Genomic DNA, 25,122 nt, shown 5'->3' on the forward strand with positions numbered 1-25,122 from the left:
CTTTACGCCATATCTTTGGCTTTGGCCACCGCTTCATCGATGGTGCCGACCATGTAGAAGGCGTTTTCGGGAAGGTCGTCGTGTTTGCCTTCGAGGATCTCTTTGAAGCCCCGGATGGACTCCTTGAGGGGAACGAACTTGCCGGGGGCGCCGGTGAAGGCTTCGGCGACGTGGAAAGGCTGCGAGAGGAAGCGCTGGATCTTCCGCGCCCGGGCAACGACGATCTTGTCGTCTTCCGAGAGCTCGTCCATGCCGAGGATGGCGATGATGTCCTGCAGTTCTTTGTAGCGCTGCAGGATCTTCTGCACGCCCCGGGCGACGCTGTAGTGCTCGTCGCCGACCACGTGGGGGTCGAGGATCCGGGAGGTGGAATCGAGAGGGTCGACGGCGGGGTAGATCCCCAGTTCGGAGATGGCCCGCGACAGAACGGTCGTGGCGTCCAAGTGGGCGAAGGCCGTCGCCGGCGCCGGGTCCGTCAGGTCGTCAGCAGGGACGTAAATCGCCTGGACGGAAGTGATGGAACCGTTCTTCGTCGAGGTGATCCGCTCTTGAAGCTGGCCCATTTCGGTGGACAGCGTGGGCTGGTAACCGACGGCGGAGGGCATCCGGCCGAGCAGCGCCGACACTTCCGAACCGGCCTGGGTGAAGCGGAAGATGTTGTCGATAAAGAGCAGCACGTCCTGGTTCTGAACATCGCGGAAGTACTCGGCCATGACGAGACCCGACAGGGCCACGCGCATCCGGGCCCCAGGGGGCTCGTTCATCTGGCCGAAGACCATGGCGACGTTTTTCAGGATGCCCGAGTCTTTGAATTCATGGTACAGGTCGTTGCCCTCACGGGTCCGTTCGCCAACGCCGGCGAAGACAGAGTACCCGGAGTATTCCATGGCGATGTTGTTGATCAGTTCCTGGATCAGAACGGTCTTGCCGACGCCGGCGCCGCCGAAGAGACCGACCTTGCCGCCCTTGGCGTAGGGAGCGAGCAGGTCGATGACCTTGATGCCTGTTTCGAGAACCTCTGTGGAGGGCTCCAGGTTTTCAAAGGTCGGAGCGCTGCGGTGGATCGGCCAGGCTTCCTTGGCCACGACTTCTCCGGCCTCGTCGATGGGGTCGCCGAGGACGTTGAACATGCGGCCCAGGATCTCGGCGCCGACAGGCACCGAAATGGGGGCGCCCGTGTCTTGGGCTTTCATGCCGCGCATCAGGCCGTCCGTGGAGGACATGGCGACGCAACGAACGGAGTTGTTGCCCAGGTGCTGGGCGGCTTCCAGGGTGATGTCGATATCGAAGCTGCCCTGGTAGTTCTCCTGGTCGGCAGAACGGATCTTGATGGCGTTATAAATCTCAGGCAGTTGGCCGGGCGGGAACTGAATGTCCACAACCGGCCCGATGACCTGGATCACACTTCCAAAGTTCATCGAATGCGTAAACCTCCTCCGGTCGGAGTGACTGCCTGCCTTCGATTAGCCGAGGGCTGCCGCGCCGCCGACCACCTCGGAGATCTCCTTGGTGATGGCTGCCTGGCGGGCCCGGTTGAAGGACAGGGTAAGCTTGTTGATCATTTCCTTGGCGTTGTCTGTGGCCGATCCCATGGCGGTCATGCGGGCGCCCTGTTCGGAGGCTTTCGACTCCAACAGCGCCCGGTAGATCTGGTTCTCCACATACCGGGGAAGCAGCTCGTCCAGAACCGCCTCGGGGCTCGGTTCAAACTCATAGAGCGGCTGGGGACCCTTGCCGTCTTCCGCGCTGGCGGCTCCGTCGCCGGCTTGAGCCGGGATGGGCAGCAGCTGCATCTGGACAGGCTTTTGGGTCAGGGCGGAGTAAAACTCGGTGAAGACGAGTTGCACCTGGTCGACGGTTCCCTCTTCGTAGAGTTCCATGACCTTGGCGGCGATCTCCTTGGCCATGCCGAAGGAGATGTCCTCGCCCAGACCTACGTACTCCGCTTCGATCGTGTTCCCCATCCGCTTGAAAAAGTCGCGGCTCTTGCGGCCAACGCAGACCAGGGAGACGTCGTTGCGTCCCTTGATCTCATTGTTCACCATGCGGATGATGTTGGCGTTGTAGCCGCCGCAGAGACCCCGGTCGGCAGTGACGACCACGTAGCCGATCCGTTTGACTTCTCGCGTCTCCAGCAGAGGGTGGTTGACGTCGGTGGCTGCCGCCACCAGGCGCGAGAGCACCCCTTGGATGCGCTTGGCATAGGGACGGGCCTGGGTGACCTTTTCCTGAGCCTTGCGCAGCTTCGCCGCCGCCACCATTTTCATGGCCTTGGTGATCTGCTGGGTGCTTTTGATGGAACGGATGCGGCGTTTGATATCGCGCATTCCGGGCATTCTATTTTCACCTCGCTATTGCCGAGCGTCTGTCCGGCAAACTCCCAATCTTAGGCCACGAAGATCTTTTTGTAAGCTCCGATGGCCTCTTTGAGCCGCGCGGTGAGATCGTCGTTGAGGGCTTTTTTCTCCCGGATATCGGTGAGGAGATCGGCTTTCTCGGCGCGCAGGTATTTGAGGAATCCGTCCTCAAACTTGAGCACGTCAGCCACCGGGATGTCATCGAGGTAGCCGTTGACGGCGGCGAAAATGACGGCCACCTGCTCTTCGACGATCATGGGCTTGTACTGGTCCTGCTTGAGGATTTCGACGAGGCGCTGACCGCGGTTCAGGCGGGCCTGGGTCGCTTTGTCCAGGTCGGAACCGAACTGGGCGAAAGCCGCCAGTTCTCGGTACTGGGCCAGTTCCAGACGCAGGCGGCCGGCGACCTGTTTCATCGCCTTGATCTGGGCGGAACCGCCGACGCGGGATACGGAGATACCGGCGTTGATGGCCGGACGAATGCCGGAGAAGAACAGATCCGACTCCAGGAAGATCTGGCCGTCGGTGATGGAGATGACGTTCGTCGGGATGTAGGCCGACACGTCACCGGCCTGGGTCTCGATGATCGGCAGCGCCGTCAGCGAGCCGGCGCCATACTCGTCAGAGAGTTTGGCGGCCCGTTCCAGCAGGCGGGAGTGGAGATAGAAAACGTCGCCGGGGTAGGCTTCACGGCCGGGCGGACGACGGAGCAACAGGGACAGTTCGCGGTAAGCGACCGCCTGCTTGGACAGGTCGTCATAGATGCACAGGGCGTGCTGGCCGTTGTAGAGGAAGTACTCGCCCATGGCGCAACCCGAGTAGGGAGCGATGTAGAGCAGCGGCGCCGGCTCAGAGGCGGTCGCCGAGACGACGATGGTGTAATCCATGGCGCCGTGCTCTTCCAGCGTCTTGACGACGCCGGCGACGGTGGACGCCTTTTGGCCGATGGCCACATAGATACAGATGACGTTCTGGCCTTTTTGGTTGATGATCGCGTCGATGGCGACAGCCGTTTTACCGGTCTGACGGTCGCCGATGATCAGTTCCCGCTGGCCGCGGCCGATGGGCACCATGGCGTCGATGGCCTTGAGACCCGTTTGCATGGGCTCGTGAACCGATTTCCGCTTGATGACGCCAGGGGCGGCCGATTCGATGGGCCGGAACTGTTTGGCGTTGATGGGACCCTTGCCGTCCAAGGGCTGGCCGAGGGGGTTAACGACGCGGCCGACCAGTTCGGGACCGACGGGCACTTCCACGATGCGGCCCGTCCGCTTGACTGTGTCGCCTTCTTTGATCCCCGTGTAGGGGCCGAGAATGACGCAACCGATATTGTCTTCTTCGAGGTTAAGCACCATGCCGTAGACCTGACCGGGGAACTCCAACAGTTCGCCGGCCATGGCTTTTTCCAAGCCGTAGATGCGGGCGATGCCGTCGCCGACCTGGATGACAGTGCCGGAGTCGGCCGCCTCCAGGGGCTTTTCATACCGCTCGATCTGTTGCTTGATGATGGCGCTAATCTCTTCAGGACGTAAACTCATGGACGGTTCTTCACCCCTATTCTCTTGTGAGCGTGTCGAGTTACGAGAGGGACGGCAGGGGAGCCCGCAAAAGGCTCTCTCTCAGGTCCCGGATTTTTCCGGCCACTGATCCGTCGATGATCCGGTCGCCGAAAGCGACGACCAGACCGCCGATCAGGCTGGGATCGACCTGCATGCGCAGGACGATCTCTTTACCGGTGGCGGCGGCCAGTTGCGACCGCAGGCGTTTTACCTGCTCCGGCGCCAGTTCGACGGCGCTCGTCACCTGTGCTTCCTCGATGTTGCGCACCTTGTTGGCCAGGCGGACAAACTCCCGGAAGATGTCGGCGAAGTAGTTCTCCCGCCGGCGATCGATGACAAGGAGGATGAAGGCCCGCGCCGTTTCCGAAAACGCGCCTGTGGCCAGCAGTTTGGCGACGAGGTCTTTTTTCTCGGTCACAACGATGGAAGGATGAAAGAGGATCCGCTGCAGTTCGGGATGGCTCTCGACCATCTCGACAAAGCGGCCCAATTCCGCTTCCAGTGCATCCAGGGTTTGGGTCTCAGTTCCGATCTCCAGGAGAGCCTGCGCGTACCGGCGAGCGACAGCGCCTGTTAGCATGGCAGTTTCCCCACTTCGTTGATGACCTCGTCCACCAGTTGGCGCTGGGTCGGGTCATCCAGGTTTTTGCGGATCACCTTTTCCGCGGCCAGAATGGACAGGCTGACAACATGGCTGCGCAGTTCTTCCACAGCTTTTTCTTTTTCCCGCTGGATGTCGGCGACAGCCTTTTCTTTGAGGCGCACAGCCTCTGCCTGAGCGGCGGTGACGATTTCCTGCGCTTTTTCTTCACCGACTTTGGTGGCGCGTGCGATCAGGTCATGGGCTTCCTGGCGGGCCTTCGCCAACTCGGCGGCATGCTCAGCCCGCATCCGGTTGGCTTCTTCCAGATCGTTTTCGGCGCGGTTGATCGATTCCTCGACCTTTTGGCGCCGTTCGTCCAGGGCTTTCAAGAGGGGCTTGAAGGCGACCTGCTGGAGGATGAAGACAAGGATCAGGAAGCTGATCAGCATGGCCAGAAAGGTCTCGTTCAGATTGAGCGCGTGAAGGACCGATTCTAGCACCGCTTAACCTCCTTAAACGGAGCAAACGCTACGCTGTATTTCTTTTGGTGGAAACTGATTCTCGGGGGATAGGCGGGGCTTACTTGCTGCCGACGCCGTAGAGCAGGAAGGCGATAACGACGGTGATGATGGGGAGAGCTTCGATCAGACCGACGGAGATGAACATGGTCGTTTGCAGGGCGCCACGGGCCTGGGGCTGACGGGCGATGCCTTCCACCGTTTTGGAGGTGACCATACCGTTACCGATAGAAGCGCCGAAAGCGGCGAGACCAACGGCGAGACCGGCACCTAAGAGAGCAAAAGCTTTGACATCCACAAGAGATCGCTCCTTTCAAATGTTCAGCCGTTGCGGCTGCGCGGGACTCCTGGTCCCTTAAAAAGTTTGTTTTTAATGGCTATCGGCTGAGCCGATGGCTTGCGAGATGTACACGATCGTCAAGACCGTGAAGACGAAAGACTGGATGGCGCCGACAAAAACGGAGAAGGCCAGCCAGATCACGTGGGGTATAAACCCGCCCAAGACATAGACCAGTCCGAAGGGAATGAACGTGAGGAGCACCTTGATCAGCACTTCGCCGGCAAAGATGTTCCCGTAAAGACGGAAGGCCAGGGTGACGGGTTTTGTCAGCAGCTCGATCGCATGGATCGGGAAGAAGAGCCAGTGCGGCGAAAAGAAGTGCCCGAAATAGTGAGTCCCGTTGTACTTGATCCCGTAGTACTGGGCCAGCACGATGGTCATCGTGGCCAAGGCCAGCGTGAGGTTCAAGTCCGCCGTCGGCGACATGGCGTTGCCGGCGGTGTGCAGGTGGCCAAGGCCGAAGGTGAAGTTCGGGAACAGGCCGAGCATGTTCGATACGAAGATGAACATGATCAGCGTCACCAGGTAGGCCAAGAGCCCCGCCATTTTCTTGTAGTCGGTGTTGTCAGCGACGATCTTCGCTACAAAGTCGATGACGAATTCCCAGAGGGCGACAATCCGGTCAGGGATGCCGCTCGTGGCCCGTCTGCCCGCTATGTAGCCGAAAATGATGAGAACGACCATCACCAGCCAGGTGAAGAGCAGTGTGTCAGCCCAAAAGGTCATTCCCATGAAGTGCCACTCCGGACGCACGTGTTCTTCCATGAGTTTTCTGATTCACCCCTTTCTGTTGCTATTTTTCCCAGTAGTAAGGGTTCCGGCTCTCCCACCAGCCGATGACCGTCGAGGCGACTGGCGTCATCAGCAGGCCGAGGCCGGTCGTGAGGAGATCAAATTCCCCGGGGGTTTTGAACGCGAGCAGCAAAGCCAGCAGCCCCAGGCTGAATCGCGCCAGGGCGCTGAGTTGGATGCTGCGGGCAGCCTTCTCGGGGGATTGATTCTCCAGGCGGCGAAGCCGCATCGCTAGAAGCCAGGAAGCAAGGATCCCGGAAAACCAGCCGAGGGCAAACCCGGCGGGAAGCTCCGGTCTATCGACAAAGGGTATGAGCGCCAGGCTGATTCCCACCCCTAGGAGGCCTGATCGCCATACCTTGGACAAAAGGCGCTGCAGTTGCATGGAGCTTGTCCTCTCTCATTACCACCTTGCCGGGCGTGTCGCGGTGTGGGGCGTCAATTCGGCGGCTTTTTTTCCGGGCGGCCTGCATCCTCTTTGAAGAAGGCAGTAACCAGGTAATAGACACCGAAAAACCCGCCGGCGATGCCCAACAATACACCTGCGAGCATCAACCACGGGTCTGTCCCCCAAGCCTTATCCGCGTAGCGGCCTGCCGTAAAGCCGATAAACACCGAGGCCGCGAACTCGGCGCCGATGGTAGAAGCCAGCGCGAATGCTTTGAGAACTCGACGAGAAGGCAAATTCAGATCGGCCAAGCCTCTCCCTCCTGCTGTATACAGGCAAAACTAGAATGCCCTGGATGGTTCGGCCTCATTCTCCAAAAACCCAAGTCGTTTCTTCAACAGCGATTCGTCAAAGCTCATACACATTTTAGCCGACATTTAGTATTCGCGACGGCAGGCCAAAATCCTCTCTTGTGCCAAAAAGAACATCATTCAACCTGAAAAGAATACAATATCCCTTTTTCAAGCCATTTGCGGAGCAAAGGACTCGGGACGGGCGGCCCCTCTAAAATGGTGCAAGATGGCCTGGACGGTCCGTTCAGACGCCTTGCCGTCACCGTACGGGTTAACCGCATTGGCCATCGCCTCGTAGGCCTGCCGATCACTCAAGAGCGTCAGCGCCTCACGGGTGATCGCCTCGGCGTCGGTTCCCACCAGTTTGACCGTGCCCGCCGTCACCGCTTCCGGCCGTTCCGTCGTGTCGCGGAGCACCAGCACCGGTTTGCCCAGCGAGGGCGCCTCCTCCTGCATCCCGCCCGAATCGGTCAGCACCAGGGTGGAACGGGCCATCAGGTTGACAAAGGGCTCGTAGTCCAGCGGTTCGACGAGATGCACCCGGGGGTGATCGCCCAGCACCTCGGCGACGACGCGCCGGACCGCCGGGTTTTTGTGAACCGGGAAGACGATCGCCGCCTGGGGCCGCGCCTCCAGCACCTCATAGAGCGCCCGGTAGACCTGGCGCATGGGCTCGCCCAGGTTCTCCCGGCGATGGGTCGTGACCAGCAGGATCTCTCGTCCCGCAAAGTCGATCCCGTCCAGGGCCGGATCGCAGAAGCGGTACTCCTTCTTCACCGTCGCGAGCAGCGCGTCGATGACCGTGTTGCCTGTGACAAAGATGCTCTCTTCCCGGATGCCCTCTTGGAGCAGGTTCTGCCGCGACGTGGCCGTCGGCGAGAAGTGCAGGTCGGCGATGGCGCCGGTGAGCCGGCGGTTCGACTCCTCGGGAAAGGGCGAGTACTTGTTATGGGTTCGCAACCCCGCTTCCACATGGCCCACGGGGATCTGCTGGTAAAAGGCGGCCAGGGAGGCGACGAAGGTGGTCGTTGTGTCGCCGTGAACCAGGACCAGGTCAGGTTTCTCCTGCTCCAGCACCGGCTTCAGGCCGAGCAGCGCCCGCGAGGTCACGTCATAGAGGGTCTGTTCCGGCGCCATGATGTTCAGGTCATGATCCGGCGTGATGTGGAAGAGCTGCAGCACCTGATCGAGCATCTCCCGGTGCTGGGCCGTTACGGCGACCTTCGAGACGATCTCCTGAGGGTGCTGTTCCAGCATCTTGACGACCGGCGCCATTTTGATCGCTTCGGGACGGGTTCCGAAAATGGACAATACCTTGATTGGTGCAGACACCCGCATCACTGCCTTTCGAAATCTATTTCCGTCGTTCAGGTCGACATCTGCCTATTCGCTCCGTTGAGAAATTCAGTGAGAGCGTTTCCTTTTGCCGGCCTTTCACGATCCGCTGCTTATGTAGCCCCGCTGGATCAGCTTTTCCCGGTGTTCGGCGATCAGGCTGTCGAGATCGACATCCAATTGGTACATGAAGGTGGCGCAGGTCTGCATCACATCGAGCAGCTCCCGGGCGATCAAGGTGTCGATCTCCTTGGCGGTGAGCTGATCTTCGGCGATTTGCTTCTGGGCTGTGGCCAGGAGCGCCGCCACTTCCGCCGCCGTTCCGTCGCCGCCGACGCGCTGCGGCGACTGGAGCAAGGCTTCCACCTTGCGGGCCACCTCACGGGCGCGCAGTTTGCCCATCACCGTCTGCCGCTCCTCCCCGTTCAGGCGCCGCACCTTGCCGCAGATCTCGGCCAGTTCCCCCGCCTCTTCCACGAGCTTGATCATGGTGCTCTCAATGGTCGGCGAGAGCGCCAGCCGGGGGAATACCGTCTCCAACTGTTCCACCAGATCGGTCATGCCGCCACCCCCTTATCGCTCGACTTCGCTGACAGGCCTTTCAGCGATTGGCTCTTCTTTTGGCAGATGGACGACTTCGATCCAGGGCGCCATCGGAAACCAGTTCTGCTCGGCAGGGTAGTCTCGGGCAAAGACGACTCGGCGGATCCCCGAGGAGATGATCACCTTGGCGCACTCGGCGCAAGGCCGGTCGGTCACGTAGATCGTGGCGTCTTTCCGTTCTTCGGGCGAACACTCCATGATCGCGTTGACCTCGGCGTGAATCGTTCGGATGCAGTGGTTGTTCCGCATATAGCAGCCCTCATCGGCGCAGTGGGGCAAATGGGCAGGACTTCCGTTATAGCCTGTCCCTTTGATCCGTTTCTCCTTCACGATGACGGCGCCGACGCTTCGGCGCGGGCAGGTGCTGCGCGTGGAAACGGCGAAGGCGATGTCGATGAAATAGCTGTCCCAGTCTTTGCGCATGGAAAGTCCCCTGTTCTTTTATCGCTTTTGCCGTAAAAGTGGCAAATACAAGCAAAATACCCCTTGATCCATACCCTATAATAGCGGTATTTCTCTGCCATCGCAACCGTCAAAGCTGTCCCCTCCACAGGGGAGACCAAAAAAGACCTTTGCCGGGAAGGGGTTTTCCCGGGCAAAGGTCTTTTTTACGTCAACGGCCCCTTACTTGGTGCCGAAGAGACGGTCGCCAGCGTCGCCGAGACCGGGGATGATATAGGCGTGATCGTTCAGGCAGGGATCGAGGGCGGCGGCAAAGATATCCACATCAGGGTGGTCCTGCTCGACGCGGGCTACGCCTTCCGGCGCGGCGATCAGGACGACGAGCTTGATGTGACGGGCGCCCTTCTGTTTGAGCAGCGTGAGCGCCGCCGACGCCGAACCGCCTGTGGCCAGCATCGGGTCGATGACGATCATGTCCCGTTCGGCCACATCGGGCGGCAGCTTGCAGTAGTACTCGACCGGTTCCAACGTCTCGGGGTCGCGGTAGAGCCCCACATGGCCCACCTTGGCCGCCGGGATCAGTTTGACGAAACCGTTGATCATGCCCAGGCCGGCCCGCAAGATGGCCACAACACCCAGTTTTTTGCCGGCCAACACCTTGGTCTTGGCGACAGCGACGGGGGTCTCCACTTCCGTCTCGGTCAGGGGCAGATCGCGGGTGACCTCATAGGCCATCAGCATGGCCACCTCTTCGACGAGCTCGCGGAACTCCTTGGACCCCGTATTTTTGGAACGGATAAAACTTAATTTATGCTGGATCAGCGGGTGATCCATGATCACAACCCTGGCCATCTCAGTTCCCCCCGTAGTTCATAGAATGGGTCGGTGCAATGGTGGGACAGGCGGCGAAGACTAGGCGTACAGCGGAAAACGGGCGCAGAGCGACTCGACGATGGCGACAGCTTCGCCCATGGCCGTCTCGCTGCCGTCGGAGAGGCACCGGTGGATCGCCTCGGCGATCTGCTCCATGGCCGCTTCGTCCATCCCCCGGCTCGTGGCGGCCGGCGTGCCGACACGGATGCCGCTGGTGATGAAGGGGCTTTGGGGATCAAAGGGAATGGCGTTCTTGTTGACGGTGATCCGGGCCTCGTCGAGCCGTTTTTCCGCTTCCTTGCCCGTGAGTTGCTTGTTGCGCAGGTCGACGAGCATCAGGTGGTTGTCCGTGCCGCCGGAAACCAGTTGGAATCCGCGATCGGTCAGCCCTTTGGCGAGGGCGGCGGCGTTGGCCACGATCTGCTTCTGATAGGCGACGAATTCCGGCGACATGGCTTCTTTGAAGGCGACCGCCTTAGCGGCGATGATGTGCATCAGCGGACCGCCCTGCAGACCGGGGAAGATGGCCTTGTCGATCTTGGCGGCCCATTCCTTTTTGCAGAGGATCATGCCGCCGCGGGGACCGCGCAGCGTCTTGTGCGTCGTGGTGGTGACAAACTCGGCGTAGGGCACGGGCGAGGGATGGAGCCCTGCCGCCACCAGGCCGGCGATGTGGGCCATATCGACCATCAGCATGGCGCCCACCTCATCGGCGATGGCCCGGAAGCGCGCAAAATCGAGCACCCGGGGATAGGCGCTGGCGCCGGCGACGATCAGCTTCGGTTTCGTCTCCCGGGCGATGCGCGCCACCTCGTCATAGTCGATCCGGCCTGTATGTTCATCGACACCGTAGGCGACGAAGCGGAAGTATTTTCCCGATATGTTGACGGGGGAACCGTGGGTCAGGTGACCGCCATGGGCGAGGTTCATCCCCAGAACGGTGTCGCCCGGTTCGAGGCAGGCGAAGTAGACGCCCAGGTTGGCGTTGGCCCCTGAGTGGGGCTGCACATTGGCGTGTTCGGCGCCGAAGAGCGCCTTGGCCCGTTCAATCGCCAGGGCCTCCACCTGATCGACGAACTCACAGCCGCCGTAGTAGCGTTTTCCCGGATACCCCTCGGCATACTTGTTGGTCAGCACGCTGCCGGCGGCTTCAAGGACCGCCTCGCTGACAAAGTTCTCTGATGCAATCAACTCAATGTTGTTCTGTTGCCGGTTCTTTTCCCGGTCCATCGCGGCCGCCACGTCAGGGTCGACCCGGTGCAGGTGTTTCCATTCACTCACGAAAATGCTGCCTCCCATACTTGCTTTTTCTTCAGGCCTTTCTGTAGCGCCAATGTTACCGGTAACAGGCCCGCTCCCCGCCGATCAGCTTGGGCCGGGTCCGCGCCGCCGTCAACCGCGCTTCGCCGATCTGGCGGATCGCCAGGCGCACCGGCACGGCGACCGGTCTCAGGTGCATCCCGATCAGCGTCTCGCCGATATCCATGCCGGCGTGGGCGCGAATCGACTCGACGACGACGGGTTCTTCGAAATGGCTCATCGCCTGGGCCGCCAAGGACCCGCCGGCCTTGGCGACAGGACGAACGGCGACCTCCTCCAATTCCCGGTACAGGCGCAGGGTCGCCCCTTCGATGACCAGGGCGCGGTTGAGGTGTTCACAACACTGGATCGCCAGGTGAATCCCGCTGGGCAGGGTCACCGACCGCAGGGCCGTCAAAATGGCTTCGGCGACCGCTTCCGACCCCTGTGTGCCGATCGTCGCGCCGGTTACCTCAGAGGTGCTGCACCCGACGACGAGGATCTGATCGCGCTGCAGGTTGGCCGCCTGCAACAGCTCAGTGACGGCGGCGGTGACCTGCGCCCCGATGCCGGTCATTCCCCTGACGCCTGCCCCTCTAATGCCCGCAGCTTGTCCACCCGGCGGGCATGACGGCCGCCGGCGAAAGCGCCCGCAAAAAAGGCCGCTACGATCTCCCGGGCCAAGCCGGGACCGACGACCCTGGCCCCCAGGGCGAGCACATTGGCGTCGTTATGTTCTCGGGCCATGCGGGCCGAAAAGGGATCGCCGCAAAGGGCGGCGCGGATCCCCGGCACCTTGTTGGCGGCGATGGAGATGCCGATCCCTGTGCCACAGATGACGACGCCGAAATCGACGTCCCCGGCGACAACCGCCTTCGCCACCTTGACGCCATAGTCGGGGTAATCAACAGACTCCTCCGAAAAGGTTCCCATATCGATGACCTCCGGCTTGGCGCCGTCCTGTTCCATCTCCTCGGCCAGATAGCTCCGGATCTCCTCTTTCAGTTGGAACCCGCCGTGGTCGCTGCCGATGGCGATCTTCATCCTACTCACTCCAACGCTGTCTTTTTCTACCGATGGACGAACATTCCCATGGATGATCATTCCACTGGTGACAAATCCCTAAAGCAGTCATATTTCGACATGGAATAGCTTATCCCTTTTCGAGCCGACAAAACATTATAAAAAAACATCGGTTGACCGCTGTCAAACGATGGTGGTTACGATCCGCTCCAGGGCCTTTCGCAACGCCCCTTCGATCTCGATCGCATTCGTTTCATAGGCGCGCTCGTCCAGGCCAAAAGGGTCGGCGATGTCGCCGCTCCCGCCGGCATACCCCTTCAGCGTAAACACCTTGGCGGCCGCTTCCGGCGCCATCTGAACGACCCGATCGCGGTGGCTGCCTGTCATGGTCAGCACCATGTCGGCCTCACCGATCAAGCGCTCATTCAGGGGCGTCGCCCCATGGGTTTCCAGATCCAACCCGCGACCGGCCATCACGTTGCGGGCCTGCGTCGACGCCGGCGCCCCCGGCCAGGCCGACACGCCGGCGGAAGCTACACGGATCCGCTCCCCTTGGCCCATCTCGGCCAGGATCGCTTCGGCGATCACCTGCGCCATCGGGCTGCGGCAGGTGTTGCCGGTGCATACAAACAATAGAGTGAACATCGGTATCCCTCCGGACTTGGGTGACCTCAGCCAAGACTGGCGCTTCCAAGCAAAAGCTTAATCCCTATCCCCAATAAAATCAAGCCTCCTGCCAGTTGGGCCGTGGCGCCCAACATCCGGCTCACCTGTTGCCCGATCAGGCAGCCGGCCACCGTCATGATCCCGGCGACGACGCCGAAGGTGACGACCGTGGGAATCAACCGCGCCCCCACGGTGCCCAGAGAAAAGCCGACACTCAAAGCGTCCATGCTGACGGCCGCCCCGATGACGACGAGCCCCCACATCGTCGGCGCAAAGGGCCGTCCACCGGCGATCACGCCGGCGCCGGCCATCGCTCCTCCCTGTACCGGAGCGCCTGCGGCGCCGATGGAACGGTGGACGCCAAGGGGAGAGCCAGCGTCATCGCGTCTCTCCTGCCAGGCGTGGTAAATCATCCGTCCACCCAAGAAAAAAAGCACCGCCGCGCCGATGAAACTGGCCAAACGACCCACGATCAACCCGAGGGCGCTCCCGGCCAGGATGCCGAACCAGGGCATGAAGATGTGAAAAAGGGCCACGACAATCCCGAGGATCAGGGCGTCACGGCGGCGCACCCCTTCCATGCCGATGCCGAGGGCCATGGAAAAGGCGTCAGCGCCCAACCCCACCGCAAGCACACCCAAGGTCCAATATGCCATTCCCCAACCTCCACTTCGCCGGAATTCGCCCGGAGCCATGGAAAGCCAAGCCATGATTAGTTATATGCCTTGGAAAGGGGGACGAGAAGAACCGCTTTTAGCCGAGCCAGCGTCGCCCGCCGGCGGCTTTCTCGAGGCGGTTCATCACCGCCCGGCCAATGCCCACTGGGGGATATGTCTCAGCCACGATCCGGCTGACCGGCGTCTGATCGAAGGAACGAATCGCCCCGAACAGCCCTTGAGCCACCGTAGTCAAGTCTTCCCGAGAACCGGTCAGCCGAACCACCCATTTGTCCCCTGGGCCGTCGTCACCCGGCCCAGGCAGGCGCCTGCCGATCTCGCGGAAGGTCTCTTCGGAAAGGAGCAGCCCCGTCACCTCGCCGGCTCCATCGCCCTTCACGGCGGCGGCGGCAGTGTCGAGCAATCGCCGCAGCGCCGCCCTCTGCTCCTCCCGGTTGCCATCAAGCAGGTACAGGGGCGCTTGGGGGGCATAGTGGACATACTTCATCCCCGGAGAAGGCGGGACGAAATCTTCCTGGATGGACGCCGTCGGCGCCGGCCTTTCATCTCCCTGGACGGCGACTGCGACAGCATCCCGACGCCCTATCGCATGGAAGGGTTGCACAGGAATCCCCATCGCCTCGATCATCTCCGGCGTCACACCGCCGGGACGCAGGATCACCGCCGCTTCCCCCCGGGCATCGACGACGGTCGACTCAAGCCCGAAGTCACAGGCCCCGCCGTCGACAATCCCATCGATGCGGCCCCAAAGGTCCTCGCGCACATGCTCGGCCACGGTTGGGCTCGGTCGACCGGAGCGGTTCGCCGACGGCGCAGCCACGGGCACCCCTGCCGCCCGGATCAGTTCCCGGGCGACCGGATGGGAGGGCATGCGAAGGGCCACCGTCGCCAAACCGGCCGTCACCACGGGCGGCACCAGGGACGACGCCGGCAGCACCAGCGTCAACGGCCCCGGCCAAAAACGCTCGGCCAGCCGCCTGGCCAGCGGGGGAAAATCAAGGGTCAGCGCCGCCACCTCGTCCATGGCGGCGATATGTAGGATCAAGGGGTTGTCAGAAGGCCGGCCCTTGGCGGTGAAGATCGCCGCCACCGCCGGCCCGTTGAGCCCGTCGGCGCCCAAACCATAAACCGTTTCCGTCGGAAAGGCGACAAGCCCGCCCGCGCGCAGGCACGCCGCCGCTTCAAGAAGCGCCCCCGGCGATAGCTGCTGCGGGTCAACGGGCCAGATTTTCGTATCCTTTGCTTCTGCTGCCATGTCTCTGCTATCCCTTCGTTCCACGCTGCGCCTCACAGGCTGCGCATGTTGGCATCGTTATCCAAGGGCGGAACGGCTGTCTCGCCGGGTAGTATTGCGCCGAAGGAGGGCTTCAATCCTCACCCTCGTCCTCGCACTCGCCCCGGAAGACACCCGTCACCACCCGATCATGACCCTGTCCGTCCGGGATGATCCGGACCTCGGCAAAGCCCTGCGCCGCCAGCAGCGCGGCCACATCCCGCCCCTGGTTGTAGCCGATCTCCCAGGCCACAAAACCGCCCGGTTCCAGGGCGCGACGGGCCTGGGGCGCCAGGCGGCGGTACAGCGCAAGGCCATCGTCGCCGCCGTCGAGGGCCAGCATCGGTTCAAAACAGGCCACCTCGCGCTGCAGCGACGGGATCTCCCCCGCCGGGATGTAGGGGGGATTGGACAGGACGGCCTTCAGCCGCAGGCCGCCGTCGATGGCCGGATTCAGCAGATCGCCTTCCACGAAACGGATCCGTTCAGCCACGCCGTGCCCTTTCGCGTTCTGGCGGGCGACGGCGAGGGCCGCCGCCGAGACGTCGAGGGCCAGCACCTGGGCCGTCGCGATCTCCCGGGCCACCGATACGGCGATCGCCCCCGAGCCGACGCCCACATCGGCGATCCAGGTATCCCCTGTCTTTGGGGACCTACCCAACAGCGCCAGCGCCGTCTCGACGAGCAACTCCGTCTCGGGACGGGGGATGAGCACTGCCGGGGTGACCGTAAAATCCAACCCCCAAAACTCCTGCCGCCCCGTGATGTATTGCAACGGACAGCCCGTCAATCGCTTTTGGACCAGTTCTCCCAAGCCTGCCGCCTGTTCTTCCGGCAGTCGATCGCGCAGGGCCGCCAGCAACCCCGCCCGGTTGACACCGAGACCAAAGGCCAGCAGCACCTCCGCCTCCAGGCGGGGCGAATCGATCCCCTGTCGCGCAAAAAAAGAAACCGTCGCCTGCAGAGCTTCCCCAACAGTCGCCGGCTTCCATACGAATCCGTTCATCTCTTTCTTTACTCCATCGCCTTCATCTTTTCCGCCTGATCCGTCGCCACCAAGCCGTCGATCACCTCATTCAGATCGCCGTCAAGGATCGTTTCCAGACGGTGCAGCGTCAGCCCGATGCGGTGATCGGTCACCCGTCCCTGCGGGAAATTGTAGGTGCGAATCCGCTCCGAGCGGTCGCCCGAACCGACCATGGACTTGCGCACGCTGGCCAGTTCGCCATGCTGCTCCTCCTGGGCTTTTTCCAGCAGACGCGCCCGCAACACGCGCATCGCCTTTTCCCGGTTCTTGAGCTGAGATTTCTCGTCCTGGCAGGAGACGACAATGCCTGTGGGCAGGTGGGTGATCCGCACAGCCGACTCGGTCTTGTTGACGTGCTGACCGCCGGCGCCGGAGGAACAGAAGACATCAATGCGCAACTCGTTCGGGTTGACATCGATCTCTACCTCTTCCGCCTCAGGCATGACGGCCACCGTGGCCGCCGAGGTGTGGATGCGCCCGCTCGACTCGGTCGCCGGCACCCGCTGCACGCGGTGAACGCCCGACTCGAACTTCAGCTTCGAAAAAGCGCCCTGGCCTTCGACGAGGACGATGACCTCCTTGAAGCCGCCGATGTCGGTGTAGTTTGCCGAAAGCAGTTCTGTCCGCCATCCCTGCCGGTCGGCAAAACGGTTGTACATGCGATAGAGATCGCCGGCAAAGAGGCCCGCCTCCTCGCCGCCGGTGCCCGCCCGGATCTCGATGATGACGTTCTTTTCATCATTGGGATCCTTCGGCAGCAACAGGATCCTCAGCCGCTGTTCCAGCGCTTCCTTGCGTCCCGACAGTTCGTCCAGTTCCAGGGAGGCCATCTCCTGCAGCTCCCGGTCGGACTCATCGAGCATCGCCCGGGCGTCATCGATGCCCTGCAGGACACCCTTGTACTCCCGAAAGGCCTCGACGATCTCCGTCATCCCCGCCTGCTGCTTCGCATGGCGCTGCCAGCGGGTCTGATCGTTGATGATCTCGGGATCGCTGAGCAACTGGGTCAGTTCTTCATATTTTTGTTCGATAATTTCCAATTTATCGATCATCGGTGTTCACCTGTCACATTCTTTTTGTCTCACAACAGTAAGTCAAGGCAAAATAAAGCGACCCGATCGCGCCGGCCAGACGTCGCTCCAGGAACGGCCCGTCAAACGACGGCCGGTTCCTCTGTGATGGAACCTTTCAGACGCTCGCCTGCTGCTTTGTTGACGGCGCCATCCTGCGTCGAGACGGTCTGAGGAAGCACCGCCAGGAGCGCCCGGATCGCCACCTCCACCTGCCTGTCATCGGGCTCCCGCGTCGTCATCCGCTGCAGCCAGAGACCGGGCTGGATAAAGAGGCGCATCAACCAAAACCGGGGATACCGGCCGGAGAGCTTGATGATCTCATAGCTGATCCCGGCCACAAAAGGAACGAGGGCCAACCGGTAGGCCACCTTCCAAAAGAGCGTGGCGTCGGGAAGCAGGGAAAAGGCAAAAATTTTGATGACCATCACGAAGAGCAGGAAGCTGGTGCCGCAACGGGGATGCAGCGTCGTCTGCCGCTGGGCGTTGGCCACCGTCAATTCCTCACCGGCTTCATAAGCATGGATGACCTTGTGTTCGGCGCCATGGTATTGAAAGACCCGCTGGATGTCGGGCATCCGGGAGATGGCCGCGATATAGCCGAAAAAAAGCGCGATCCGGACGATGCCTTCGATCAGGTTTTGCAAAAAGAGGTTCGGCACCAACTGACGGGTCAGGTGGGCCGCCGCCGTCGGCAGAAAAATGAACAGGCCAGCGCCCATGACAAGGGCCACGGAGATGGTGACAGCGATCTCCCAGGGGGTGAGTTCCTCTTCCTCCTCATCAGTCGCCTTGCCGGCGGAAAAGGAGAGCGCCTTGACCCCCAGGATCAGCGCGTCCAAGAGCGCCCCCGTTCCGCGGAGGACTGGGGTTTTCATGAGGACACCGTTCATCCACGATGCCACAGGTTGCTTCTCAATGACAATCTCATCATTGGGGCAACGGACGGCGATGGCCATCTCATCGGGCCCGCGCATCATGACACCTTCAATGACGGCCTGGCCGCCATACTGAAATTTCCCCATTCACTTCTCCCCCGATAGAAAAAGAGCAGAGCTTTGTGCAGGCTCTGCTACGCAGTTTATAGACCGTACTTTTTCTTGAACCGATCCACCCGGCCGCCGACTTCTACGCTACGGCTCTTACCGGTGAAAAAAGGATGGCACTTGGAGCAAACGTCCACTTTGATTTCTTTGCGGGTCGAGGTCGTTTCAAAGGTCTCGCCGCAGGCGCAATGCACTTTGGCCTGGTGCACTTGCGGATGGATGCCTTCCTTCACAGGGTTCACCTCTTTCTCCAAGACCAGGACGCGGGTCCGGTCAGACTATGGCTCTCAGTAACAAAGGAGATTATACCATAGCCCAACGGATGTCGCAAGAAAAATGATCCGGTCCAGGCAAGGGATTACACGCTCGTTGAGACGCCGCGAAGATAGGTCGCCGGGTTGACCGTCCGGCTGTCCAGGCGCACTTCAAAGTGCAAGTGAGGACCGGTGGCCACGCCGGTGGCGCCCACCTGGGCGATCGGCTGTCCCCGTTCAACCTCATCGCCCTCTCGCACCAGCACCTTTTGCGCATGGGCGTACAGGGTGACCACCCCATAGGGATGTTCCACGATGACCGTCCGCCCATAGATGGGCTTCCACCCGGCAAAGAGGATCCGCCCCCGCTGGGCTGCCCGGATCGTCTCGCCCCGATCGCCGGCGATGTCGATCCCGTGGTGAAAGGCGCCTCTCCGTGGGCCAAAGGGGGAGGTGACGACGCCGTCCAAGGGCGTCAGCATCGACGAAAGAACGGCGCCACGAGATGGCAAGGCCGGTATCGTCGCGCCCGTTGCCATCTCGCGGCTCGCCTCGCCCACGGTTCGCTTGCCCGACGCCGGCACGCGCAACGCTTGTCCCGGCTGCAACAGGCCATTCTTCAGTTCGTTTCGTTGTCGCAGTTCCTCTACGGTCAGGCCATGGCTGCGGGCGATGCCGAAGAGCGTCTCCCCGGCGGAGACACGGTGCAACCGCCAGCCATCCTTCGCCGCTTCCGCAGGATCACCGGTCCCATCGACAGATGCGCCGGCAGAACCATCGGAAGTCGCGGCCCTGGAACCATCCACGGCGCCGTCATCGCTTTCGAATTCTTGCCCTGTTGCCGTTCCGTCCCTATCCACCGTCTCTGTCAACGTCAGGTCGCCTTTCAGCAACCGCCACAGGTCGCTTTCGGCGGCGTCACCGGCAACCGGATGGATCAAGAGCGCCCCGATGAGTGAGAAAAGCAAGAGACGGAAGAACCCCAAGGGGCGCCTGCCGTCTCTTTGTATCGGAATCATGAAAATGAATCACCTCGAAATGCTTTGCAGTCCATCCGGTAGTCTAACCGGAAACCGCGCCGGCTATTCGAGGTTTGTCTGAAGCGCCCGCTTGGCGAGCCGTCGCTGGTTTGCCCAGTGCAAGACGGGGAAATAGGCGACGACATAGGAGATGACCATGTTGATGGCGCTGCCGGTGACAAAGAAGACCCCCATGTCCTTCCAAAAATGCGCATGCCGGAGATCGTGAACGTTCGCATGGTGAAGGGGCTGTCCCCAAACAAGGGATCCCACGGCCAGGTTGGCGGTGATGAACAGGGGGATCGCCCATTTGAAGAGCACCGCTGTGATCACCGCAGCGGTCCGGTTGCCCCGAAAGAGGGCGGCGAAGGCCCAGGCGGCGACAAGCCCCAGCCCAAAAAAGGGGCCGAACCCGGAGGCGAATCCGAAGGCGACGCCCCGCGCCAGCGGTTCCGGCTGATCCTTCAGCCGCCGCAACCGCAGATAGTGAAAGCGGAGAAATCGCTTAAACCGTATCCATGCTGTCATGACAAGCCCTCCCACTTTCACGGCGCCGAGAAAGTTCCTGCGTAGATCGCCCAGTTATATCCCAGACCGCCCCTGTGCTTCCCCGCAGTTACGCCTGGGCTTCGTTGCGGCCCCAGCCAAAATGAGGCTTTCGCTCCAGTCTATGCAAGGCGTTGATGAATCGAACAGTGCCGGTGCGGCCACGGATGACGACCGTGTGGGTCAAGGCGCCTTGGGCCGTATACTTGACGCCTTTGAGCAGGCTGCCGTCGGTGATACCCGTCGCGGCGAAGATCACCCCGTCACCGCGGACCATGTCGTCGAGCAGGAGGATCTTGCGGGGATCCTCAAGGCCCATGGAGATGCAGCGAGCCTCTTCCTCCGGCGATTCCGGGCAGAGGCGCCCCTGCATCTCGCCGCCGAGACAACGGATGGCCGCAGCGGCGATGACCCCTTCCGGCGCGCCACCGATGCCCATCATGATGTCCACCCCAGAGTCGGGGAAGGCCGTCGCCACGGCCGGCGCCACGTCACCGTCCAAGATCAGTTGAATCCGGGCGCCTGCCTTCCGGCAGCGGGCGATCATATCGGCATGGCGAGGGCGGTCGAGAATGACCACGCTCAGTTCGTCGATGGGCTTTCCGAGCGCGTCGGCGACGTTCTTCAGGTTATCCTCCACCGGCGCGTCGAGATGGATGCGGCCCTTCGCCGCCGGTCCGACGACGATCTTATCCATATACATGTCCGGCGCATGGAGCAGGCATCCCCGTTGGGCCGCCGCCAGAACAGAGATGGCTCCGTTCAAGCCCTTGGCGACGATGTTGGTGCCTTCGAGGGGATCGACAGCGATATCCAGTTCGGCTTCCCCGCCGCCGCCCACTTTTTCGCCGATGTACAGCATCGGCGCTTCATCCATTTCCCCTTCGCCGATCACGACCACCCCGTCGATGCTGACCGTGTCGAACATGGCGCGCATCGCTTCTGTCGCCGCGTCGTCGGCGGCCATCTTGTCGCCCCGTCCCATCCAACGCGCCGACGCCAAGGCAGCCGCCTCGGTGACGCGAGCAAACTCAAGAGCCAGTTCCCTGTACATCCTGTTTCTCCTCCCCTTCTGGCGCGTCGCCGGCCTTTTTTCCTCGTCGCCATGGCCGAATTTCCCCAGAAGCCGGCGACGAGGACCGATGCGTCGCGCCTCCTGCCGACCTGCCGGATCATGGTCTGTCGACAAGCGCCCTCTCAGGCAGCGCCGTCAGACATACAACCGTCCGGTCCGGTCAAACAGAATGGCTGCTCCGCGCGCGGAGCAACGATCTAATTATCATTATAGTCCTATCTTCATCAAACAGCGAGCCTGATCAGGATAAAAGCGGGCCGGCCTCTTCCGCCGGCCCGCTCTGCATACTGCTCAGCGGCCTGAACACTGTCGGAGGTTACTTGTCTTTGACCGATTCCCAGTCTTTTAAGAACCGCTCGATCCCTGAATCGGTGAGGGGATGCTTGATCATCTGCAAAAGAACCTTGAAGGGCACCGTGGCGATGGGAGCGCCGGCGCGGGCCGCAGCGGTCACATGGACGGGATGGCGAATGCTGGCTGCGATGATCTCTGTGGCGATCCCGTGGATATCGAAGATCTCCACCAGTTCACGGAGCACATCCATGCCGTCGTGACCGATGTCATCGAGGCGGCCCACAAAGGGGCTCACATAGGTGGCGCCGGCATTGGCCGCCATCAGACCCTGGTTGGCAGAAAAGATGAGGGTGACATTGGTGCGGATGCCTTCCTGGGCCAACTTCGCCGTCGCCGACAAGCCGGCGGCGCACATGGGAATCTTGATCACGATGTTCGGGTGGATCTTGGCCAGTTCCCTCGCCTCGGCGACCATCCCTTCGGCATCGGTGCTGATCACCTCCGCCGAAATCGGTCCGTCGACGATGGCGGCGATCTCCTGCACCACCTCGCGGAAGTTGCGTCCCTCTTTGGCGATCAGCGAAGGGTTGGTCGTCACACCGCTGATCACCCCGAGCCGATGGGCTTCCCGGATCTCCTCAATGTTGGCGCTGTCCAGAAAAAAGCGCATCCCTATCCCCCCCTAGGCTTTGCCGTTGGAACCAAAGATACGGATTTTTTCGCGAATGACCTCGCTCATCTTCGTCTTGGCCGGGCCAAGGATCTTGCGGGGGTCGATCTCGCGGGGGTTTTTCTCGATGGCCTCTTTGACGCCGTCGACAAAGGCCTCCCGCAGGTTCGTGTCGATGTTCACCTTGCGCACGCCAAGGCTGATCGCCTTTTGGATGTCTTCCTCGGGAACGCCGGACGAGCCATGCAGCACGATGGGGATGTTGACCAGTTGGCGGATCTTGGCCAGACGGTCAAAATCGAGTTCCGGACGGCCTTTGTACTGCCCATGGGCCGTGCCGATGGCGATCGCCAGCGCGTCCACCTTGGTGGCGTCGACAAACTGCTTCGCTTCCGCCGGGTCGGTGAAGAAGGCGTCCCGCTCGTCCACATGGATGTCGTCCTCGGTCCCGCCGATCTTGCCCAGTTCCGCCTCGACAGAGACGCCGACGGCGCGGGCCACTTCGAGGACGCGGTTGGTCAGGGCGATGTTCTCCTCCAGGGGGTACTTGGAACCGTCGATCATGACAGAGGTAAAGCCGCTGCGGATGCACTGGATGCACTGGGCAAAGCTCGTGCCGTGGTCCAGGTGCAGCGCCACAGGAACAGAGGCCTTTTCGCCGGCCAGCCGGGCCAAGGCGACAATATACTCGAGTCCGGCGTACTTGATCGCCCCTTGGGAAGCCTGGATGATGACAGGGGCGCGCTCCGCTTCTGCGGCGTCAACGATGGCCTGGACGATTTCCATGTTGTTGCAGTTAAAGGCGCCGACGGCGTACTTGCCTGCGTCCGCTGCGGCGAGAAGTTGGGAGACTGGAACCAGTGGCATCGAGACATCTCCTCCTACATTGTTATCCTTGGAATCCTTTCGCCAAACTAGGCGATATTCCCTTCCGGCTAGTATGCCCATTCGGCAGGCAAACAGGAAAAGACCGCGGAACATCTTCAGGTTGTGTCCGCGGCGCCTGTCACTGTCTTGATTATGGAGATTTTTTTCTTCTCCGCCGACCTCGACCGCTTTCCCGGCTCCCCGGGGCGGCGCCCTGGATCTGCAGTTCGGCGCAACGCTTCATCACCTGGAGGTCATTGTCCGATTCGGCATAACAGACATAGGTGTTATCACAAGCCTCGCAGCGAAGTTCCACCCGTTCCGGGTAGACCTCCACATTGATCTGGAAACTGCCGCAGGAGCAGGAGAGGGCGCCCTCTTCAGCCAGCTTGTGCAGCCGTTCCAGGACAGCGTACATCACTTCAGGATTTTCAAAATAATCGGTGAGCCCCAGGTTTTCCGCCATCTCCTGCAAGGATTTGTCCTGATTCAGGATGGCCGTTTTCACCTTTTCCCGAGGTCCGATAAAACCGACTTCGACCATCGTCTCGGCGCAGCGAAGCTCGGTGAGTTGCTGTGACCAGAGTTGTTCCCGGGGGAACCAATGGAGGTGTTGGGTTTCGCACATGATGCAATGCGTCTGCAACCAAAAGCGCTTGCGGTCCTTGCTCCCCACCGTCATCAGCCCGGCTCCGCAGGAACAATGCAGCTTATGCACTTTTCTTCCCGCAAAGGCGAACAAGGACAGGGCGTGAAAGTCCATGCGGCCACAGGCGGGACAACGAAGAGCCACGACGGTTAAGGTGGACAGGATCATGTGGAGAACCCTCCTTTCTACCCCCAGTATTCAACGCCACAGGGCAAAATCCTTTTTTGTCAATCCATATTAAGAAGGAGTTGTTCGCCAGCAGAGAATTTTCCGCGTCAGTTCCATCACATCGAAGGGTTTCATCACATGGTCTAAGATGTCAAGGTCGCGCGCTTCCTTGAGCAGGGGGAGCTCCTCATAGGCGGTCATTAAAACGACCCGCAGCCTATGGCCCCTCCGCCGCGCTTCCGCCAGCGCCTCCACACCGGTCATGCCCGGCATCTTGACGTCGATCAGCATCAGGGAGTACTCCGTCGTCCCCAGCTTCTCCAGCGCCTCGGGCCCGCTGGCGGCGGTCTCCACAGGGATGCCGGCCATACGGAAGGCTTCTTGCAATAAGCGGCGCACACCTTTTTGATCGTCAACGACCAATACCCCATGGGTGTCTCCCATGCTACCGTCAAACCTCCTGCAAGCCCCATCTGCGTTACTGCGCTGAAGCCAAAGGGCGCGGCTTCCAATCCCCAACAGGCGCTCCTCTCTATGCATGTTGATATTTCGTTACAAGAAAAGAAAATCCTGCCTGTTATCTTGACAGGCAGGACTTTTATCACACTTTTCGCTTCAATTTAGGAGCCGATGCTGGAGAGCTGGCTCGCTTAGGGGAGCGCCGCTGGCGCCAGCGCTGGGAGCTTGGCGATGAGGATGAGGGCAATGACGGTCAGCAAAACCACTGACAGGGGCAACAGAAAGTACAGGAAGACCGCTCGTCGACTGGACAGTTGCAAGGCCGCCCGGATCGCCAGTATTTCGAGAAACAAGGTCCAAAGGCCCAGGGCAAACCGTCCCAATCCCTCGATCACCTGTCCGCCCGGTCCATAGGCGCCGATCAAGCTCAGGGGAGCGAGGAGAATCGAGGGCCAGTGGGCGAGTCCGAGGCAAACCAGCAGGCCTTTGCCGTTGCTGGCGCCGCCCATCAACTCGCCGGCGAGGTTGTAAAAACCGGTCCTGAGAAACCAGAAAAATATGCCGAAAAAGAAGCCGACGATGCTGAGACTGGCACGCATTTTTTCGAAGGCGCCGCCGGCCAGCCGGGAGGAAAGGCGATCAGGGAGGCCGCCGGCGTTGCCCAGGCTCAGATCGACGATCAGGCTGATGACGGACGTGATCAAGACAACGGCTACCGCCAATCTGATCGGCTTTTCCTGCGCCGCCATGGAAAAAGCCTGTTCCGGCTTGACCATCACATGGTAGAGATAGTCCCAGGCGCTCCATGGCGGAGCGGGCGGGCAGATCGGGCCTGTTCCCGGCGCGGCAGCGCCTGTATCGCCCGGATTGGGAGAAAAGGCGTCCTTTTCTTCCTCATTTTCCCGTTTCTCCATCTCCATAACCGACCCTCCGCTTC

General features: G+C 61.3%; 31 protein-coding genes. All 31 read right to left on the minus strand.

Translation table 11 applies throughout. From position 1 onward, the window contains the following. Window positions 1-2 precede the first annotated feature (2 nt). The 31 genes from atpD to GTO89_RS09030 all read right to left on the minus strand — a co-directional run bounded on the left by atpD (window position 3) and on the right by GTO89_RS09030 (window position 25,105). Window positions 3-1,418 carry a F0F1 ATP synthase subunit beta gene (atpD, locus tag GTO89_RS08880; RefSeq protein ID WP_161261715.1) on the minus strand — a complete coding sequence of 472 codons (1,416 nt, stop codon included), beginning with the start codon at window positions 1,416-1,418 and terminating at the stop codon, window positions 3-5. A gap of 45 nt (window positions 1,419-1,463) precedes the next feature. After that, window positions 1,464-2,336 carry an ATP synthase F1 subunit gamma gene (gene atpG, locus GTO89_RS08885; protein ID WP_161261716.1) on the minus strand — a complete coding sequence of 291 codons (873 nt, stop codon included), beginning with the start codon at window positions 2,334-2,336 and terminating at the stop codon, window positions 1,464-1,466. Window positions 2,337-2,386: 50 nt separating this feature from the next. Next, window positions 2,387-3,895 (minus strand): F0F1 ATP synthase subunit alpha, encoded by a 1,509-nt coding sequence (atpA, locus tag GTO89_RS08890; protein WP_161261717.1) that lies wholly within the window; start codon window positions 3,893-3,895, stop codon window positions 2,387-2,389. Between the two features lie 40 nt (window positions 3,896-3,935). Beyond that, a complete protein-coding gene (locus GTO89_RS08895) occupies window positions 3,936-4,496 on the minus strand; it encodes a F0F1 ATP synthase subunit delta (RefSeq protein WP_161261718.1) in 561 nt (186 codons plus the stop codon). Beyond that, window positions 4,490-4,999 carry a F0F1 ATP synthase subunit B gene (atpF, locus tag GTO89_RS08900; protein ID WP_161261719.1) on the minus strand — a complete coding sequence of 170 codons (510 nt, stop codon included), beginning with the start codon at window positions 4,997-4,999 and terminating at the stop codon, window positions 4,490-4,492. The genes GTO89_RS08895 and atpF overlap by 7 nt, the downstream gene beginning before the upstream one ends. 79 nt (window positions 5,000-5,078) lie before the next feature. Further along, entirely contained in the window at window positions 5,079-5,315 is a 237-nt protein-coding gene (atpE, locus tag GTO89_RS08905; RefSeq protein ID WP_012282004.1) for a F0F1 ATP synthase subunit C, read from the minus strand. A gap of 72 nt (window positions 5,316-5,387) precedes the next feature. Next, on the minus strand, window positions 5,388-6,122 hold the full coding sequence (gene atpB, locus GTO89_RS08910; protein WP_235920340.1) for a F0F1 ATP synthase subunit A: 735 nt from the start codon (window positions 6,120-6,122) through the stop codon (window positions 5,388-5,390). Window positions 6,123-6,150: 28 nt separating this feature from the next. After that, complete coding sequence (locus tag GTO89_RS08915; RefSeq protein ID WP_161261720.1) at window positions 6,151-6,534, minus strand: ATP synthase subunit I; 384 nt, start codon at window positions 6,532-6,534, stop codon at window positions 6,151-6,153. Window positions 6,535-6,587: 53 nt separating this feature from the next. Continuing rightward, a complete protein-coding gene (locus GTO89_RS08920) occupies window positions 6,588-6,848 on the minus strand; it encodes an AtpZ/AtpI family protein (protein ID WP_161261721.1) in 261 nt (86 codons plus the stop codon). A 210-nt stretch (window positions 6,849-7,058) separates the two neighbouring features. Then, entirely contained in the window at window positions 7,059-8,228 is a 1,170-nt protein-coding gene (gene wecB / locus GTO89_RS08925) for a non-hydrolyzing UDP-N-acetylglucosamine 2-epimerase (RefSeq protein WP_161261722.1), read from the minus strand. A 96-nt stretch (window positions 8,229-8,324) separates the two neighbouring features. Further along, on the minus strand, window positions 8,325-8,786 hold the full coding sequence (locus GTO89_RS08930) for a nucleoside triphosphate pyrophosphohydrolase family protein (protein WP_161261723.1): 462 nt from the start codon (window positions 8,784-8,786) through the stop codon (window positions 8,325-8,327). A gap of 12 nt (window positions 8,787-8,798) precedes the next feature. Continuing rightward, window positions 8,799-9,251 (minus strand): deoxycytidylate deaminase, encoded by a 453-nt coding sequence (locus tag GTO89_RS08935; protein WP_161261724.1) that lies wholly within the window; start codon window positions 9,249-9,251, stop codon window positions 8,799-8,801. Window positions 9,252-9,452: 201 nt separating this feature from the next. Beyond that, entirely contained in the window at window positions 9,453-10,082 is a 630-nt protein-coding gene (upp, locus tag GTO89_RS08940) for a uracil phosphoribosyltransferase (RefSeq protein WP_161261725.1), read from the minus strand. 60 nt (window positions 10,083-10,142) lie between these two features. Continuing rightward, a complete protein-coding gene (locus tag GTO89_RS08945; RefSeq protein WP_161261726.1) occupies window positions 10,143-11,402 on the minus strand; it encodes a serine hydroxymethyltransferase in 1,260 nt (419 codons plus the stop codon). Between the two features lie 37 nt (window positions 11,403-11,439). Continuing rightward, the gene (locus tag GTO89_RS08950) at window positions 11,440-11,979 is read right to left on the minus strand and encodes a TIGR01440 family protein (RefSeq protein WP_161261727.1); all 540 of its coding nucleotides are present in this window, start codon (window positions 11,977-11,979) and stop codon (window positions 11,440-11,442) included. After that, window positions 11,976-12,446 (minus strand): ribose 5-phosphate isomerase B, encoded by a 471-nt coding sequence (gene rpiB, locus GTO89_RS08955; RefSeq protein ID WP_161261728.1) that lies wholly within the window; start codon window positions 12,444-12,446, stop codon window positions 11,976-11,978. Before rpiB ends, GTO89_RS08950 begins: the two co-directional genes overlap by 4 nt. Window positions 12,447-12,608: 162 nt before the next feature. Next, the gene (locus GTO89_RS08960) at window positions 12,609-13,070 is read right to left on the minus strand and encodes a low molecular weight protein arginine phosphatase (RefSeq protein ID WP_161261729.1); all 462 of its coding nucleotides are present in this window, start codon (window positions 13,068-13,070) and stop codon (window positions 12,609-12,611) included. A 26-nt stretch (window positions 13,071-13,096) separates the two neighbouring features. Next, the gene (locus tag GTO89_RS08965) at window positions 13,097-13,747 is read right to left on the minus strand and encodes a manganese efflux pump MntP (RefSeq protein WP_161261730.1); all 651 of its coding nucleotides are present in this window, start codon (window positions 13,745-13,747) and stop codon (window positions 13,097-13,099) included. Between the two features lie 97 nt (window positions 13,748-13,844). Then, complete coding sequence (locus GTO89_RS08970; RefSeq protein WP_161261731.1) at window positions 13,845-15,023, minus strand: L-threonylcarbamoyladenylate synthase; 1,179 nt, start codon at window positions 15,021-15,023, stop codon at window positions 13,845-13,847. Between the two features lie 112 nt (window positions 15,024-15,135). Then, a complete protein-coding gene (gene prmC / locus GTO89_RS08975; RefSeq protein WP_161261732.1) occupies window positions 15,136-16,047 on the minus strand; it encodes a peptide chain release factor N(5)-glutamine methyltransferase in 912 nt (303 codons plus the stop codon). A gap of 8 nt (window positions 16,048-16,055) precedes the next feature. After that, the gene (gene prfA, locus GTO89_RS08980; RefSeq protein ID WP_161261733.1) at window positions 16,056-17,120 is read right to left on the minus strand and encodes a peptide chain release factor 1; all 1,065 of its coding nucleotides are present in this window, start codon (window positions 17,118-17,120) and stop codon (window positions 16,056-16,058) included. Window positions 17,121-17,221: 101 nt separating this feature from the next. Continuing rightward, the gene (locus tag GTO89_RS08985; protein WP_161261734.1) at window positions 17,222-18,163 is read right to left on the minus strand and encodes a DUF1385 domain-containing protein; all 942 of its coding nucleotides are present in this window, start codon (window positions 18,161-18,163) and stop codon (window positions 17,222-17,224) included. 56 nt (window positions 18,164-18,219) lie between these two features. Then, the gene (gene rpmE / locus GTO89_RS08990) at window positions 18,220-18,417 is read right to left on the minus strand and encodes a 50S ribosomal protein L31 (RefSeq protein WP_161261735.1); all 198 of its coding nucleotides are present in this window, start codon (window positions 18,415-18,417) and stop codon (window positions 18,220-18,222) included. A gap of 125 nt (window positions 18,418-18,542) precedes the next feature. Then, on the minus strand, window positions 18,543-19,457 hold the full coding sequence (locus GTO89_RS08995; RefSeq protein ID WP_161261736.1) for a peptidoglycan DD-metalloendopeptidase family protein: 915 nt from the start codon (window positions 19,455-19,457) through the stop codon (window positions 18,543-18,545). A gap of 63 nt (window positions 19,458-19,520) precedes the next feature. Next, window positions 19,521-19,985 carry a DUF2062 domain-containing protein gene (locus GTO89_RS09000; protein ID WP_161261737.1) on the minus strand — a complete coding sequence of 155 codons (465 nt, stop codon included), beginning with the start codon at window positions 19,983-19,985 and terminating at the stop codon, window positions 19,521-19,523. 88 nt (window positions 19,986-20,073) lie between these two features. Further along, on the minus strand, window positions 20,074-21,057 hold the full coding sequence (glpX, locus tag GTO89_RS09005; protein WP_161261811.1) for a class II fructose-bisphosphatase: 984 nt from the start codon (window positions 21,055-21,057) through the stop codon (window positions 20,074-20,076). A 337-nt stretch (window positions 21,058-21,394) separates the two neighbouring features. After that, window positions 21,395-22,042 (minus strand): fructose-6-phosphate aldolase, encoded by a 648-nt coding sequence (fsa, locus tag GTO89_RS09010; protein ID WP_161261738.1) that lies wholly within the window; start codon window positions 22,040-22,042, stop codon window positions 21,395-21,397. A gap of 12 nt (window positions 22,043-22,054) precedes the next feature. Beyond that, window positions 22,055-22,909, minus strand: a complete 855-nt coding sequence (locus GTO89_RS09015) for a class II fructose-1,6-bisphosphate aldolase (RefSeq protein WP_161261739.1) — start codon at window positions 22,907-22,909, stop codon at window positions 22,055-22,057. 151 nt (window positions 22,910-23,060) lie between these two features. Beyond that, complete coding sequence (locus GTO89_RS09020; RefSeq protein WP_161261740.1) at window positions 23,061-23,726, minus strand: hypothetical protein; 666 nt, start codon at window positions 23,724-23,726, stop codon at window positions 23,061-23,063. 69 nt (window positions 23,727-23,795) lie between these two features. Then, a complete protein-coding gene (locus tag GTO89_RS09025; RefSeq protein ID WP_161261741.1) occupies window positions 23,796-24,170 on the minus strand; it encodes a response regulator in 375 nt (124 codons plus the stop codon). Between the two features lie 206 nt (window positions 24,171-24,376). Next, window positions 24,377-25,105 (minus strand): Yip1 family protein, encoded by a 729-nt coding sequence (locus tag GTO89_RS09030; RefSeq protein ID WP_161261742.1) that lies wholly within the window; start codon window positions 25,103-25,105, stop codon window positions 24,377-24,379. Window positions 25,106-25,122 lie beyond the last annotated feature (17 nt).

The sequence above is a fragment of the Heliomicrobium gestii genome, assembly GCF_009877435.1.
Taxonomy (GTDB): domain Bacteria; phylum Bacillota; class Desulfitobacteriia; order Heliobacteriales; family Heliobacteriaceae; genus Heliomicrobium; species Heliomicrobium gestii.